Raw genomic sequence first — 15,250 nt, 5'->3', positions numbered from 1 at the left:
CAGCGCCGCCCACGCCGTCAGGGCCGGTACTAGCAGGCGCAGATCGAGCCGCGGCGCCGCGCCCGCCGCCTCGCCAGACGTCGTATCCGTGCCCGTACCCGCACCCGCGTCCGTTACCGCTGGTGCTGCGCCCTGGAGCGTGGCCTCTGCCCGAGGCCGGTCGATGGCTCGTGCCTGACCCGCCGCTGGCGGCCTCACAGCGTGACGTGCGGCCGCAGCTTCTCCAGGGTCGCCTCCCCGATCCCACTCACCTCCAACAACTCGTCCGCCGTGCTGAACTGACCGTGCTCCGTGCGCCACTGCACGATGGCGGCGGCAGTCACCGGCCCCACACCCGGGAGCTCCTCGAGCACGGCCTGGTCGGCCGTGTTGATGTTGATGGGTGCAGCACCGCCCCCGCCCGCGTCGTCGCCGGCCGCGGCCGGTCCGCCGGTCGACGCTCCCGGCACGCCTCCCGGGTCGGCCACCTCCGGCACCTCCTCCCCGGGGCGCGGCACCCAGATCCGCTCGCCGTCTGCCACCGGGCGAGCCAGGTTGAGACGGCTCGTGTCCGCACCGGCCGCGAGACCACCCGCCGCGTCCACCGCGTCCTGGACACGCGCTCCGCCGCCGAGCCGGACCACCCCGGGACGCTCCACCTCACCAGCCACGTGCACCAGCAGGTCCTGCTCCGCGGCCGTGGTCGCACCCGCCGTGGGAGGCAATCCGGCCCCAGCACCGACTCCTGCGGACGGCTCCGCGGAGACGACCGCGCTGTCGGCCGAACCTGCCGCGGTCCCGCCCGCGCCCGCTCCCCCGGGCTCTGCGACCGGCCGTGGTGTCCCGCTCGCCGCCAGCGGGGCGACCGGCACCGGCTCGCTACCCTGCTCGGCGCGCCACCAGCGGAACCCGAAGACCGCGGCCGCGACCAGCACCACGACGATCAGGGCCACGACGGCCGCCGGACGCACAGAGAGGTTCACCGAACGCAGCGGACCCGGCAGGGTGAGCAGCCGAGGGCTGCTCCGCTCGCAGCGGTGGCGGCCGGGATCGGGCGGCAGCCAGTCACCGCCGGTGACGACGGCGGGGTCGGACGGATGATCCTCCCCCCGTCCGGAAGGGACCCGGTCCTCCTCGGATGGCACCCCCGCACGGGCGGGCATGCCCTCACCAGCGGGCGTCCCCTCACCGGCGGACATCTCCGCACCCGCGCGCAAGCCTCCACCGGCAACGCCGTCCCCTCCTCGGCGCTCCCGCGTGGTGCGCTCGAGCAGCGCAGCCAACCGATCCTGCTCCGACATGACGGCAACGCTAGGCAGCATCACCCCGGCGCCCACGCCCACCGGGCTCCGCTGTGGACACCGTTGCCCGGCCCGCTCGGTCTGTGGACACCCATGCCCACGGCATACCTGTGGCAGTGCGCATGTGCTGCTCCCGGGAGAGCCGGTCGCCCCTGGTCAGCCGGTGACCTGCTTCCTGGGAGACTGGACCCGTGCCCACTGCCGTCCTGACCGACTCGACCGCCTGCCTCACCCCGGAGCTGGCCGACGAGGCCGGTGTCACGGTGATCCCGCTCCACGTCCAGGTCGGCAGGCGGACGCTCGCCGAGGGCGTCGACATCAGCGTGGACGAGGTTGTCGACCTGCTCCGGGCGGGGAAGGAGAAGGTCGGCACCTCCCGTCCGGCCCCCGGCGAGTTCGTGGTGGCCTTCCGGCAGCTCGCCGAGCGCACCGGCTGCGACTCGATCGTCGCGGTGCTGATCTCGGCGGAGATCTCCGGCACCGTCGAGGCTGCCCAGCTGGCCGCCGAGGCGGTGCGGGACGAGGTGTCCGTGCACGTGGTCGACTCGCGGATCCTGGGGATGGGGATGGGCTACGCCGCTGCCGCTGCCGCCGACGCCGCCCGCGCGGGCGCCTCCGCCGAGCAGGCCGCGGAGGTCGCGCGGACCCGGTGTGCTGCGGCGTCGACCTACTTCTATGTGGACACCCTCGAGCACCTGCGGCGCGGCGGTCGGGTCGGGACGGCCCAGGCGCTCCTCGGCTCGGCGCTGGCCATCAAGCCGTTACTCACCCTGGCCGACGGCGAGGTGCAGCTCGCCGAGCGCGTGCGCACCCGGGCCAAGGCGCTGGCACGGCTGGAGGAGAAGTGCCTGGAGGCGGTCGCAGCCGTCCCGGCCGACCACGCCGTCGACATCGCCGTGCACCACCTGGCGTGGGCCGCTCAGGCCGAGGGCCTGCGGGACCGGCTCCGCGAGGCCGTGCCCGCGGGCGGACGCGTCGACCTGGTGGAGCTGGGTGCGGTCGCCGGCGTGCACACCGGCCCGGGCACGCTGGCCGTGACCGTGGCCCCCAGACTCTGACGGACGCCCTCAGGTCCGACGGAGCCCCTCAGCTCGGTGCCAGCCCTCAGGCCGGCACGATGTTGACCAGCTTCGGGGCCCGGACGATCACGGTCCGCAGCTCCGCGTCACCGAGCAGCTCCCGGATCCGCACGGTGCCCAGCGCCAGCTCGCGCAGCTCGTCCTCACCGATGTCCGGGGCCACCTCGAGCCGGTCGCGCACCTTTCCCTTGACCTGCACCACGCAGGTGACGGTCTCCTCGACCAGCAGGGCCGGGTCGGCCTCCGGGAACGGCTCGTAGGCCAGCGACCCCTCGTGGCCCAGCCGGGACCACAGCTCCTCACCCAGGTGCGGGGCGACCGGCGCGACCATCTGCACCAGCGGCTCGATCGCCGCGCGGGGCACCCGGTCCAGCTTGGTCAGGTGGTTGTTGAACTCGATCATCTTCGCGACGGCCGTGTTCACCCGCAGGTTCTCGAAGTCGGTCCTGACACCGTCCGCCGTCCTGGCCAGCAGCCGCGCGGTCGGCTCGTCCAGCGGCTCGTCGGAGACCGTCACCTCGCCGGTCTCCTCGTCGACCACGTTGCGCCACAGCCGCTGCAGGAAGCGCTGTGAGCCGACGACCGCGCGGGTCTCCCAGGGGCGGTACTGCTCCAGCGGGCCCATCGACATCTCGTACACCCGGAAGGTGTCCGAGCCGTACTGGGCGCGCATCTCGTCCGGGGTCACGACGTTCTTCAGGGACTTGCCCATCTTGCCGTGCTCCTTGACGACCGGCTGGCCGTTCCAGGTGTATGCCGGGTCGCCCGTCTCGGAGATGACCTCCTCGACCTCCTCGGCCGGGACCGGCTGCCCGCGGTGGTCGCGGTAGACGTAGGCCTCGATCATGCCCTGGTTGATCAGTCGGCGGAACGGCTCCTCGCTGCTGACGTAGCCCAGGTCGTGCAGGATCTTGTGCCAGAACCGGGAGTACAGCAGGTGCAGCACCGCGTGCTCGGCACCGCCGATGTACAGGTCGACACCGCCGGGGTCGCGGGACCCCTCGGGAGCACCGGCGACCGGCTGCTCGCGCGCCCCGATCCAGTAGGCCTCGACGTCCGGGTCGACCGGGGCCTCCTTGTTCTCGGGGTCCTGGTAGCGCAGGTGGTACCAGCAGGATCCGGCCCAGTTGGGCATCGTGTTGGTGTCGCGGCGATACCGCCGGGGGCCGTCGCCCAGGTCCAGCTCGACCTCGACCCACTCGGTGGCGCGGGCCAACGGCGCCTCGGGCATCGACTCGGCGTCCTGCGGGTCGAAGGTGCGCGGGCTGTAGTCCGGCACGTCCGGCAGCGTCAGCGGCAGCTGGTCGTCCGGCAGCGCGTGCGCGACACCGTCCTCGTCCCAGACGATCGGGAACGGCTCGCCCCAGTAGCGTTGCCGGCTGAACAGCCAGTCGCGCAGGCGGTAGGTGATGGTGCCCTCGCCCAGGCCACGGTCCGCCAGCCACTCGATGATTGCGGCCTTGGCCTCGTCCACCGGGAGGCCGTTGAGGTCGATCTCCTCGTTGGCCGAGTTGATCGCCGGGCCCTCACCCGTGAAGGCCTCGTCCTCGGGGTGGCCCTCGGGCGGGTGCACGGTGCGGATCCTGGGCAGGTCGTATGCCGTGGCGAAGGCCCAGTCGCGCTCGTCCTGTCCGGGGACGGCCATGATCGCGCCGGTGCCGTAGCCCATCAGGACGTAGTCGGCGACCCAGACCTGGATGGCCTCGCCGGTGGCCGGGTTGATCGCGTGCGCACCGGTGAACACACCGGTCTTGGCCTTGGTGTCGGCCTGCCGCTCCAGGTCGGACTTGGTCGAGGCCTGGCGGCGGTAGGCCGCCACATCCTCGCGGTGGGTCTCCGGGACGATGTGCTCCAGCAGCGGGTGCTCGGGAGCGAGGACCATGAAGGTCGCACCGAAGATGGTGTCCGGGCGGGTGGTGAAGACCATGATCTGCTCGTCGTGGCCCACGACCGGGAACGAGACGTTGGCGCCCTGGCTGCGCCCGATCCAGTTGCGCTGCTGGATCTTGATCTTCTCGGGCCAGTCCAACCGGTCCAGGTCGTCGATCAGCCGGTCGGCGTAGGCGGTGATCCGCATCTTCCACTGGCTCAGGTTGCGCTTGAAGACCGGGAAGTCGCCGCGCTCGGACTTGCCCTCGTTGGTGACCTCCTCGTTGGACAGCACGGTGCCCAGCCCGGGGCACCAGTTGACCGGCGCCGAGGAGACGTAGGCCAGCCGGTGCTCGGCCAGCACCTGCTCGCGCTCGGTCGGGGTCAGCTGGGCCCACGGCTGCCCCGTCGGCGTCAGGCGGTCGCCCGCGGCGAACTGGGCCACCAGCTCGCTGATCGGCCGCGCCGCACCCAGCTGGCCGTCCGCGCGGACTGCCGACTCGTCATACCAGGAGTTGAAGATCTGCAGGAAGATCCACTGGGTCCACCGGTAGAAGTCCGGGTCGATCGTCTCGATGGAGCGGCGCTGCTCGTGCCCCATCCCCAGGGCCCGCAGCTGCCGGCGGTACGTCACCATGTTGGCCTCGGTGGTGACGCGAGGGTGCTGACCGGTCTGCACGGCATACTGCTCGGCCGGCAGGCCGAAGGCGTCAAAGCCCATGGTGTGCAGGACGTTGCGCCCGGTGGTGCGCTGGTAGCGGCTGAAGACGTCGGTGGCGATGAACCCCAGCGGGTGCCCCACGTGCAGTCCCGCACCCGAGGGGTAGGGGAACATGTCCATCACCATGACGTGGCCACGGCCCAGGCGCGGGTCGTCGGGCTCGGCCCAGGGTCCGGCCGGGTTGGCCGAGTGGAAGGTCCCCTCGCGCTCCCACCGGTCCTGCCACGCGTCCTCGATCTGGTTGGCCAGCTCCGCCGTGTAACGGTGCGGGGTCTCGCTGGCCCTCGTGTCGCTCGTGCTGTCGGTCGTCATCTCGTCCTCGGGTAGGTGCCTGCTGGCTGCTGACACAAAAAAGCCCCTCGCCCAGGAGGGGTCAGCCGCGCTGGCTCGTGTCGGGCGCTCAGCGCGGCTGCATAAGAAGGAGCGTCATACAGCGCATGTGGTCAGGTTACCGCAGGCCGGCCAGGCCGGGACAGTCGCCGGCACGTGCACGACGTCTACCCATCGCAGGCCCGGATCGTGGGTAGACCCCGGGCACGTGTCACGCCTCGCGGAGCGGCCGGGACTCAGCCGCGGTCGTAGGCGGCCAGGATCAGGTCGGCGGCGCTCACCGCGGTCAGCTCGCCGGCGATCACCTGCTCCCGCACCTCGTCGCGCACGCGCGCCACCGACTCACTCGCGGCCAGCCGCGTGGCCAGCTCGTCGCGCACCAGCGCCCAGGTGAACTCCATCTGCTGGCTGGCCCGCTTGTCCGCCAGGCCACGACGGCCCAGGAACTCGCGGTGCCGCAGGATCCGGTGCCAGACGGTGTCGACCCCGGTCTGCTCCACCGCCGAGCAGGTCAGCACGGGCGGCACCCACGAGTGGGTGCCGGCGTAGACCAGGCGCAGCGTCCCGGCCAGGTCCTTGGCGGTCACCTCGGCCTCGCGGACCCGGTCGCCGTCGGCCTTGTTGACGGCGACGACGTCGGCCAGCTCGAGGATCCCCTTCTTGATGCCCTGCAGCTGGTCGCCGGTGCGCGCGATGGTCAGGAAGAGGAAGGTGTCGACCATCCCGGCGACGGTGACCTCGGACTGCCCGACGCCGACCGTCTCGACCAGGACCACGTCGAACCCGGCGGCCTCCAGGACGGTGATCGACTGCGCCGTGGCTCGCGCGACGCCACCCAGGGTCCCGGCGCTCGGCGAGGGACGGATGTATGCCGAGGGGCTGGCTGAGAGCTGCCCCATCCGGGTCTTGTCGCCCAGGACCGAGCCTCCGGTACGGACGCTGGAGGGGTCGACGGCGAGCACCCCGACGCGCTTGCCCTGACCGATGAGCCAGGTGCCGAGCGCCTCGATGAAGGTCGACTTGCCGACGCCCGGCACCCCGGAGATGCCGACCCGGACCGCGCCGCCGGCGTGCGGGGCGAGCCCGGCCATCAGCTCACGCGCGCTGTCACGGTGGTCGGGCCGGCGGGACTCCACCAGGGTGATCGCCCGGGCGAGCGCGGTGCGGTTGCCCGCGACCACCTCGCGCGCCAGCGCTGCGGCGTCGATGGCCATCAGTGCCCGAGGTTCGCGCTGAGCCGTTCCAGCAACGACAGCGCACTGTCCGCGATGACCGTCCCGGGCAGGAACACCTCGGCCGCCCCCATCTCGCGCAGGGACGCCACGTCGTCCGGCGGGATCACCCCACCGATGACGACCATGATGCCCTCCCGGCCCAGGTCGGCCAGGGACCGGCGCAGGGCGGGCAGCAGCGTCAGGTGCCCGGCGGCCAGGGAGGAGACACCGACCACGTGCACGTCGGCGTCGACCGCCTGCTGGGCGACCTCCTCCGGCGTGGAGAACAGCGGACCCACGTCGACGTCGAAGCCCATGTCGGCGAACGCGGTGACGATGACCTTCTGGCCGCGGTCGTGCCCGTCCTGGCCCATCTTGGCGACCAGGATGCGCGGACGGCGACCCTCGGCGGCCTCGAACCGTTCGGTCGCGGCGACGACCTGCTCGACGTTGCCGGCTCCCCCGGCCTCCTGGCGGTACACGCCCGAGATGGTACGGATCACCGCGCGGTGCCGACCGTAGGCCTGCTCCAGCGCGTGCGAGATCTCCCCGACCGTGGCCTTGGCCCGGGCGGCGTCCACGGAGAGCGCCAGCAGGTTGCCGTCGAGCGAGCCGTCCGTGCCGCCGCCCTGCTCGGCGCTCGCGCGCAGCGCGTGCAGCGCGGTGTCCACCGCGGACTGGTCCCGCTCGGCACGCAACCGCTCCAGCTTGGCCAGCTGAGCGGCATACACCGCGTCGTTGTCCACCCTGAGCACCTCGAAGGGCTCCTCGTCGCTCACCTGGTAGGTGTTGACGCCGATGACGGCCTGCTGGCCGGAGTCGATGCGCGCCTGGGTGCGCGCGGCCGACTCCTCGATGCGCATCTTGGGGATGCCCTCCTCGATGGCCTTGGTCATGCCGCCGGCGGCCTCGACCTCCTGGATGTGCGCCCAGGCGCGGGCGGCCAGGTCGTGGGTGAGCCGCTCGACGTAGTAGGAGCCGCCCCACGGGTCGATGATCTCGGTGGTCCCGGTCTCCTGCTGGATCAGCAGCTGGGTGTTGCGGGCGATCCGCGCGGAGAAGTCGGTCGGCAGGGCGATCGCCTCGTCCAGGGCGTTGGTGTGCAGGGACTGGGTGTGTCCCTGGGTCGCTGCCATGGCCTCGATCGCCGTGCGCTGCACGTTGTTGTAGGCGTCCTGCGCGGTCAGGGACCAGCCGGAGGTCTGGCTGTGCGTGCGCAGCGAGCGCGACCTGGGGTTCTGTGGGTTGAAGTCGTTGACCAACCGCGCCCACAGCGCCCGGGCCGCCCGCATCTTGGCGACCTCCATGAAGAAGTTCATCCCGATCGCCCAGAAGAAGGACAGCCGCGGGGCGAAGGCGTCGATGTCGAGCCCGGCGTCCAGCCCGGCGCGGAGGTACTCGACCCCGTCGGCCAGCGTGTAGGCCAGCTCGAGGTCGTTCGTGGCGCCGGCCTCCTGGATGTGGTAGCCGGAGATCGAGATCGAGTTGAACCGCGGCATCCTCGCGGCGGTGTACTGGAAGATGTCGCCGATGATGCGCATCGACGGCGCCGGCGGGTAGATGTAGGTGTTGCGGACCATGAACTCCTTGAGGATGTCGTTCTGGATGGTCCCGGACAGCTGCTCCGGCGCGACGCCCTGCTCCTCGCCCGCGACGATATAGAGCGCCAGCACCGGCAGCACGGCACCGTTCATCGTCATCGACACGCTCATCTGGTCCAGCGGGATGCCGTCGAACAGGGTGCGGGTGTCATAGATCGAGTCGATCGCCACCCCGGCCATGCCGACGTCGCCGCGCACCTGCGGGTGGTCGGAGTCGTAGCCGCGGTGGGTGGCCAGGTCGAAGGCGACCGACAGCCCCTTCTGCCCGGCGGCCAGGTTGCGGCGGTAGAAGGCGTTGGACTCCTCGGCGGTGGAGAACCCGGCATACTGCCGGACCGTCCACGGCTGGGTGGCGTACATCCCCGGGTAGGGTCCGCGCAGGAACGGCGCGAGACCCGGGTAGGTGTCGAGCGCATCCAACCCGGCCAGGTCTGCAGCGGTGTAGAGGGGCTTGACGTCGATCCCCTCCGGGGCGGCCCACGGCTGGGTGTCGGCGACAGCCTGGTGGTATGCCGCGGGGTCGGGTGGGGTGGGGTGCTGACTGTTCAGGGGGAACCCGGCGAAAGACTTCGGGATGCTCACTGCGCCACCTCCGTGCTCGTGCCGACGCCGAGTCGCTCCCGGGTGCGGTGCAGGAACGCCAGGGCGTCCAGGCCCAGGGCCGCGTGGTCGTCGACCTCGACGCCGTCGACCGGTGCGCCGGCCAGGACGACGTGCTGGGCACCCGCTGCCCGCAGGGCCGTCACCAGGTCGGCGCCCCAGTCCGCATAGGCCCTGTCCGCCCCGGCCAGCGCGACGACGGCCTCACCGCGATAGGCGGCGAGCACCTCCTCGACGTCCGCCGTGGCACCGATGGTGCGGGCGGTGATGCCGCCCGCGGTCAGCAGGTTGGTCAGGAAGGTGGCTCGGGCGGTGTGCTGGGCGACAGTCCCCATCGTGGCCACGAGGACCGGGGTCGTCGCGGGCTGGTCACGCATGGCCTCGAAGTCGGCACCGTTGCGCACCACGTCCCGGGGGACCGGGTAGGCGCGGCGCTGCGGCAGCGTCTCGGCGACCTGGGGGAACTCGCTGAGGCCGGTGAGGGGACGCTCGCGCCGGGCCACCTGCGCCCGGCGCCTGCTGACGACCTCGGCGATGGCCCGGTCCCAGCTGCCGTCCTTCAGGTCGTGGATCAGGCCGCCGGTCTCCTCGACCCGGGTGAACAGGTCCCAGGCGGCCACCGCCAGGTCCTCGGTGAGTCGCTCGACGGCGTGCGACCCCCCGGCCGGGTCGGTGACCTCTGCGACGTGCGACTCCGAGACCAGCAGGCTGGAGGTGTTGCGGGCGATCCGGCGGCTGAACGACTCGGGCAGGCCGAGCGGCTCGTCGAACGGCAGCACGGTCACTGCCGCGGCTCCCCCGACGCCGGCGGAGAAGGCCGCGACCGTGGTGCGCAGCATGTTCACGTAGGGGTCGTAGCGGGTCATCATCGGCCGCGACGTGACCGCGTGCTGGGACTGCCCGCGGAGCTCCGGCTCGACGTGGCTCAGCTCGAGCACCCGCGCCCAGAGCCGTCGTGCGGCCCGGAACTTGGCGATGGTCGGGAACTGCTCCGCCGTTGCGGCATACCGGAACTCGATCAGTCCGGCAGCAGTGCTGGGGTCGTGTCCCGCCTGGGCCAGCAGGCGCAGGTACTCCGCGCCGGCCGCGATCGTGTAGGCCAGCTCCTGCAGGTCGGAGCCGCCCCGGTCGTGGACGGCGGTGCCGTCGACCGTGATCGCCCGCAGACCCTCACGCACGGCCAGGTCGGCGACGTCGCGCACGACCTCCTTGGCCATCGGGCGCTTGTCGCGGTGGCCGATCGGGTTGGCGCCGAGGTTGGTGCCGGGGGCGGGTTGGACACCCCGGTGGACCAGGTGCCGGACGAACTCCGAGGCCGCGCGCACAGGCTGCTCGGGGGCGTCCAGCACGACCGGCGCGAGGTCGAGCAGCACCGGCTCGAGCACGGTGTCGAGGGACTCGATGGCGATGCCCGCCTCACCGAGCACGAGCCAGAGGGACGTGACGCCGTTCTCGAGGTCCTCGGTCACGTGCTGCGCCGTCAGCTCGGCGTCCGGGTCCTCGAACCTGGCCCGGATGTCCCACGCGCCGAACGGCCTGGTCGCCGTGGCACCGCGGGTGAACGGGGCCTGACCCGGAAAGCCGGTGTCGGGCACCTCGGCGGCGGTCTGTGGGGTGCCCAGCGGCAGCACGGGGATGCCGTCCAGCGTGGTCCGCGTCAGGGCGCCCCAGGCCGCGGAGTCCGGATCCGCGCCCGTGAGTCGACCGCTCTTGCGGAGCACCGCGGCGACAGCGGCTTCCCAGACCTCCTGGGACGCGCCCTCACCCGGAGCCAGCGGCAGGGACTCGGCAGTGGGAGGGGTCGACATGCCCCGATCGTAGTTCCCCCCAATTCTTGGGGAGGATCGGACCGGCCCTCGCGCCTTCTTGGGGAGGATCGGACCGGCCCTCGCGCCTTCTTGGGGAAGACCGGACCGGCCCTCGCGCCTTCTTGGGGAAGACCGGACCGGCCCTCGCGCCTCTTTGGGGAAGATCGGCCCGGCCCCCGCGCCTTCTGGGAGACCGGACCGGCCCAGCCGTCGGTCGGATGCTCTCGCTGTCGACCCGGGAGGGCACCGAGTCGGTTGACGGTCCCGGTCCTGACGCCGAGTTGTTCCGCCGTCTCGGCCTCACGGCGGTGTGGCTGGCGCCGTCGCGGCCTCACGGCGGCGTGGCTGGCGCCCTCACGGCAGTAACGACGGGTAATGCCATCGCAATTACTGGCGCGTATTTTAGATGACGCATGCACTCTTTACAGCCCGATGACCCGTCGCACCCCGAAGGTATACCAGTTAGGCGTTGAGAAAAGAGGATGTCCGTCACTACGCTTCACAAAACCGCCTCCCTCCGGAAGGACTTTCTATGCGTATGCCTAAGCAACAAAAAATGACGCCGGTCGTGGCTCTCGCCGCGGGACTGGCACTCGGGGCGGGGGGACTGATGGCCGTGAGTCCACTCACGGCGGATGCGGGGGCTCCGGCCAAGAAGGTGATCCACAGCGAGGACGCGCCTGCGGCGATCGGCCCCTACTCCCAGGGAATTCGGGCAGGTCAGACCATCTATGTGTCAGGTCAGCTGCCGATCGACCCGGAGGTCGGTGACATCGACCCCTCCCACGGCATCACGGAGCAGACCAACCTCTCCATCGAGAACATCAAGGCCGTTCTGGCCGCTGAAAACATCGACCTGGACCATGTCGTCATGAGCAATGTCTACCTCGCGGACATGGATGATTTCGCCGCGTTCAATGAGGAGTACGCCCGCCACTTCGGTGAGGACGCCGCCCCTGCCCGGGCCACCGTGGAAGTCGCACGACTGCCCAAGGACGCCCTGGTTGAGATCTCAGTAATCGCCATCAAGTAAGGAGTAGGCTGATCATGACACTTTCGTCAACAAAGCTTTCCCGTCGCGGCATTCTGCAGGCCATGGGGGTGGGTGCGGCCTCCCTCGCGGTCGCCTCACCCGCTGCCGCGCAGACCGCTCCTGCCTTCACCGCCCCGGCCCGGGACGCCAACTTCTGGCGGGCGGTCCGGCGCGAGTTCATCCTGGACAAGAACGTCCTGTTCATGAATGTCGGCACGGTGGGCTCACCTCCGAAGGACGTCCTGCGCGAGCTGCAGGTGCGGGCCGAGGAGGTCTCCCGCGACGCGATCTCCGGCTACGGCTCGTTCGACGAGATCCGCGCCGAGCTGGCGATGGCCTACGGCGTCGACACGGATGAGTTCGCGATCAGCGACAACACCTCCGACGGGATGGCAAAGATCTTCGCCGGTCTCAACCTGGGGCCCGGAGACGAGGTGCTGACGACCAACCATGAGCACAGCGGCGGCAACTCTCCCCTGCGGGTGGCCGAGGACCGGCACGGGGTGACCACGGTCCGGGTCACGCTCCCGGTGGGCGACGACCAGACCGCCGAGGACTATGTCGCGCTCTTCGAGGAGAGGATCACCTCGAGGACCAAGCTGATCATGTTCTCGGCACCGACCTACCTGACGGGCACGATGCTCCCGATCCGGTTGTTGTGCGAGCTGGCGCAGCAGCACGGCATCCCCACCCTCGTGGACGCAGCGCACGTGCCCGGGATGATGGCCTACAACTTCCGCGACCTGGGGGCGGACTTCATCGCCGGAGCCGGAGCCAAGTGGCAGTGCGGTCCGGCGGGCTCGGGAGTCCTCTACGTCCGCAACCGTGTCACGGCGGCCAACCCCAACCCGCTGCCGACCTTCTGGCCGACGATCTCGTCCGGGTACTCCGGACAGGGTGCGCGCACCGCGGACGCGCCCGGCTCCTACGACATCGGCAAGACCCTCCAGAGCTGCGGCAACGGCCAGCGTGTCGTCTACGACGGCTTCCTGGCGGCGCACCGGATGTGGGAGGAGATCGGTCGGGAGCGGATCCAGGACTATGTCGTCGGTCTCAGCACCACACTCAAGGAGCAGATCGTGGAACGGTGGGGTCGCCAGGCGCTGTACTCCCCCGTCTCCGACGAGCGGCTGCGGTGCGCGCTGACCTCGTTCAACCCGTTCCAGGACGCGACCGACGTCATGAACCAGGAGAAGTCCGTGGAGTTCGTGGCCCGGCTCAAGGACCAGCACGGCATCGTCATCCGCAACACCACGACGCCCGCGCCCAGCGGTGACGTCTACTACCCGATGCGGGTCTCCACGCACCTGTTCCACAACGCGGGCGACGTGGACCGGGTGGTCGAGGCCGCCTGGCAGGTCTCCCAGCAAGTGGCCTGACCGCGGGCGGGTGCCGGGCCGCCGCGGCTGGCGCGGGTCCTGTCGCAGGAACTCACGCTCAGCCGTGGCGGCGCTGGCGCAGCTTCTCGCCCTTGGCGTGGGCCTGGTCGCGCAGCTCCACCGCGTATGCCGACAGGGCCTCCCGCAGGCGGGTCGCCTCGGTGCCGTCCCCGGCACCGAGCACCCGCACGGCGAGCAGACCGGCGTTCTTGGCTCCAGCGACCGACACGGTCGCGACCGGGATCCCGCCGGGCATCTGCACGATCGAGAGCAACGAGTCCATGCCGTCCAGGTGCTTCAGCGGCACCGGCACGCCGATGACCGGCAGCACCGTGACGGAGGCGAGCATCCCGGGCAGGTGCGCCGCTCCCCCCGCCCCGGCGATGATGACCCGCAGCCCGCGCTCCTCGGCGGAGCGGCCGTAGTCGATCATCTCGGTCGGCATCCGGTGCGCCGAGACGACGTCCGCCTCGTAGGCCACGCCGAACTCCTCCAGCACCTGGGCGGCGGCCTCCATGACCGGCCAGTCGCTGTCGCTGCCCATGACCAGCCCGACGACGGGCGCGGGGGCCGGGGTCGCTGTGGCGTCGCTCATTCGTCGATCACTCCCTGCAGGTAGTCGGCGGCGTGCCGGGCACGCTCGCGCAGCGCCTCGAGGTCGCCGTCACCGGTGACGGTGACGTGCCCGAGCTTGCGGCCGGGCCGGACGCCCTTGCCGTAGAGGTGGATCTTCAGCCCGGGGTCGCGCGCCATGAGGTGCCGGTAGGTCGGGTAGAGGTCCGGGTGCTCCCCGCCGAGCACGTTGGCCATCACCGTCCACTCCTGCCGGGCCGACGGGTCACCCAGCGGCAGGTCGAGCACGGCGCGCAGGTGCTGCTCGAACTGGCTGGTGACGGCGCCGTCGATGCTCCAGTGCCCGGAGTTGTGCGGCCGCATCGCGAGCTCGTTGACGAGGTATGCGGGGGCGCCGGTCCGCGGGTCCGTCACCTCGAACAGCTCGACCGCCATGACGCCGGTGACGCCGAGCTCTCCGGCGACCCGGAGGGCGGCCTCCCCGATGGTGGTCGCCAGGTCGTCGTCCAGCCCCGGGGCCGGGGCCAGCACCTCGGTGCAGACGCCGTCGGTCTGCACGGTCTCCACGACCGGCCAGGTGGCCGCCTGCCCGCTGGGGCTGCGCGCCACCATCACGGCCAGCTCGCGGGTGAAGGCGACCGCCTCCTCGAGCAGGACCCCTTCCCGCATCGGGCCGTCCTGGCCGACGGCCTCGAGCCACTCAGCCACCTCCCCCGCCGAGCCGATCCGCCGGACGCCCTTGCCGTCATACCCGCCCCGGGGGGTCTTGGCGATGACCGGCCAACCCACCTCGTCACCGAACGCCGTGACCTCCTCGGCGGTCGTGGCGGCGGTCCACCGGGGGCAGGGGATGCCCAGGTCGGTGAGCCGCCGGCGCATGACGATCTTGTCCTGGGCGTGCAGCAACGCGTCGGGGCCGGGGTGGACCGGGTGACCGTCCGCGAGGAGCGCGGAGATGACCTCCGGCGGCACGTGCTCGTGGTCGAAGGTCACCACGTCCACGTCGCTCGCGAAGGACCGGACCGTCTCCAGGTCGGTGTGGTCACCGACCGGCGCGTGCGGCACGACGAGTGCCGCCGAGGCCGTCTCGGACTCGGCCAGCACCGAGAGGGTGAGGGAGAGGGCGATCGCCGGTTGCTGGCTCATCCGGGCGAGCTGACCGCCGCCGATGATGCCCACGACCGGGAACCCGCCCTCCGCGCGCAGCGGTCCAGATGCCTTCGTCACGCACGTCACCCTAAGGGATGGGCCGTACACTCCCGTGGTGACCCAAACCCGTTCGACGAGCGAGACCGGGCTCGTCGGGCGGATCCGGGGGGCCTATGAGGTGCTGGCCCGCGAGGTCGCCAAGTTCGGCACCATCGGGCTGCTCGCCTTCATCCTCGACACCACGCTCTACAACTACTTCGTGTTCGGCGTCCCCGGGGCCGAGGCCATGGGTCCGCTGCACGACATCCCGCTGCGGGCCAAGATCCTGGCCACCTCGATCGCGATGGTCTTCTCCTGGCTGGGCAACCGCTACTGGACCTTCCGACACCGGCGCAGGGCCGCGGTGGCGCACGAGTTCCTGCTCTTCATCTGGTTCAACATCCTCGGTCTGCTGATCGCCGTGGCCTGCCTGGGCTTCTCCCGCTACGTGCTGGGCCTGGACAGCCAGCTGGCCGACAACGTCTCGGCCAACGGGGTCGGACTGGTGCTCGGCACGCTGTTCCGGTTCTGGGCCTACCGCACCTACGTGTTCAAGGGCGACGCCCTGGCCTAGC

Annotated in this window: 11 protein-coding genes; 4 read left to right on the top strand and 7 right to left on the bottom strand. The window is 71.2% G+C overall.

Going from position 1 to position 15,250, the window contains the following annotated elements:
* Nucleotides 1–194 precede the first annotated feature (194 nt).
* Complete coding sequence (locus DA085_RS07130; protein ID WP_161958440.1) at nt 195–1,280, bottom strand: ComEA family DNA-binding protein; 1,086 nt, start codon at nt 1,278–1,280, stop codon at nt 195–197.
* 191 nt (nt 1,281–1,471) lie between these two features.
* Here DA085_RS07130 and DA085_RS07125 point away from each other — a divergent pair, with 191 nt between their 5' ends.
* Entirely contained in the window at nt 1,472–2,338 is an 867-nt protein-coding gene (locus tag DA085_RS07125; RefSeq protein WP_109472254.1) for a DegV family protein, read from the top strand.
* Between the two features lie 46 nt (nt 2,339–2,384).
* Here DA085_RS07125 and leuS read toward each other — a convergent pair whose 3' ends face one another.
* The 4 genes from leuS to DA085_RS07105 form a co-directional block, all read right to left on the bottom strand.
* Complete coding sequence (gene leuS, locus DA085_RS07120; protein ID WP_109472253.1) at nt 2,385–5,261, bottom strand: leucine--tRNA ligase; 2,877 nt, start codon at nt 5,259–5,261, stop codon at nt 2,385–2,387.
* A 254-nt stretch (nt 5,262–5,515) separates the two neighbouring features.
* On the bottom strand, nt 5,516–6,493 hold the full coding sequence (gene meaB, locus DA085_RS07115; RefSeq protein WP_109472252.1) for a methylmalonyl Co-A mutase-associated GTPase MeaB: 978 nt from the start codon (nt 6,491–6,493) through the stop codon (nt 5,516–5,518).
* On the bottom strand, nt 6,493–8,556 hold the full coding sequence (gene scpA, locus DA085_RS07110; RefSeq protein WP_237565373.1) for a methylmalonyl-CoA mutase: 2,064 nt from the start codon (nt 8,554–8,556) through the stop codon (nt 6,493–6,495). Before scpA ends, meaB begins: the two co-directional genes overlap by 1 nt.
* Nucleotides 8,557–8,672: 116 nt before the next feature.
* Nucleotides 8,673–10,502, bottom strand: a complete 1,830-nt coding sequence (locus DA085_RS07105; protein WP_109472250.1) for a methylmalonyl-CoA mutase family protein — start codon at nt 10,500–10,502, stop codon at nt 8,673–8,675.
* Between the two features lie 556 nt (nt 10,503–11,058).
* Between DA085_RS07105 and DA085_RS07100 the strand changes: the two genes are divergently transcribed.
* A complete protein-coding gene (locus DA085_RS07100) occupies nt 11,059–11,535 on the top strand; it encodes a Rid family detoxifying hydrolase (RefSeq protein ID WP_237565361.1) in 477 nt (158 codons plus the stop codon).
* A gap of 62 nt (nt 11,536–11,597) precedes the next feature.
* Nucleotides 11,598–12,914 carry an aminotransferase class V-fold PLP-dependent enzyme gene (locus DA085_RS07095; RefSeq protein ID WP_161958439.1) on the top strand — a complete coding sequence of 439 codons (1,317 nt, stop codon included), beginning with the start codon at nt 11,598–11,600 and terminating at the stop codon, nt 12,912–12,914.
* Between the two features lie 58 nt (nt 12,915–12,972).
* Here the strand turns inward: DA085_RS07095 and purE are convergent, their stop codons facing one another.
* A complete protein-coding gene (gene purE, locus DA085_RS07090; protein ID WP_109472248.1) occupies nt 12,973–13,509 on the bottom strand; it encodes a 5-(carboxyamino)imidazole ribonucleotide mutase in 537 nt (178 codons plus the stop codon).
* Nucleotides 13,506–14,714, bottom strand: a complete 1,209-nt coding sequence (locus DA085_RS07085) for a 5-(carboxyamino)imidazole ribonucleotide synthase (RefSeq protein ID WP_237565360.1) — start codon at nt 14,712–14,714, stop codon at nt 13,506–13,508. The genes purE and DA085_RS07085 overlap by 4 nt, the downstream gene beginning before the upstream one ends.
* A gap of 37 nt (nt 14,715–14,751) precedes the next feature.
* On the opposite strand from DA085_RS07085, the gene DA085_RS07080 reads away from it, so the two are divergent.
* Nucleotides 14,752–15,249 carry a GtrA family protein gene (locus tag DA085_RS07080; RefSeq protein ID WP_237565359.1) on the top strand — a complete coding sequence of 166 codons (498 nt, stop codon included), beginning with the start codon at nt 14,752–14,754 and terminating at the stop codon, nt 15,247–15,249.
* The last annotated feature ends 1 nt before the right edge of the window (nt 15,250 follow it).

This window comes from Ornithinimicrobium cavernae (genome assembly GCF_003121625.1).
Taxonomy (GTDB): domain Bacteria; phylum Actinomycetota; class Actinomycetes; order Actinomycetales; family Dermatophilaceae; genus Ornithinicoccus; species Ornithinicoccus cavernae.
Note: the sequence above shows the minus strand (reverse complement) of the source record. Positions and strands in the feature narration are given on the sequence as shown.

What these genes read in the sequence shown, in the direction of transcription:
- DA085_RS07100 (WP_237565361.1), top strand. Translation starts at nt 11,059, where the DNA reads ATGACGCCGGTCGTGGCTCTCGCCGCGGGACTGGCACTCGGGGCGGGG.
- DA085_RS07095 (WP_161958439.1), top strand. Translation starts at nt 11,598, where the DNA reads ATGGGGGTGGGTGCGGCCTCCCTCGCGGTCGCCTCACCCGCTGCCGCG.
- DA085_RS07105 (WP_109472250.1), bottom strand. Translation starts at nt 10,502, where the DNA reads ATGTCGACCCCTCCCACTGCCGAGTCCCTGCCGCTGGCTCCGGGTGAG.
- purE (WP_109472248.1), bottom strand. Translation starts at nt 13,509, where the DNA reads ATGAGCGACGCCACAGCGACCCCGGCCCCCGCGCCCGTCGTCGGGCTG.
- leuS (WP_109472253.1), bottom strand. Translation starts at nt 5,261, where the DNA reads ATGACGACCGACAGCACGAGCGACACGAGGGCCAGCGAGACCCCGCAC.
- meaB (WP_109472252.1), bottom strand. Translation starts at nt 6,493, where the DNA reads ATGGCCATCGACGCCGCAGCGCTGGCGCGCGAGGTGGTCGCGGGCAAC.
- DA085_RS07130 (WP_161958440.1), bottom strand. Translation starts at nt 1,280, where the DNA reads ATGTCGGAGCAGGATCGGTTGGCTGCGCTGCTCGAGCGCACCACGCGG.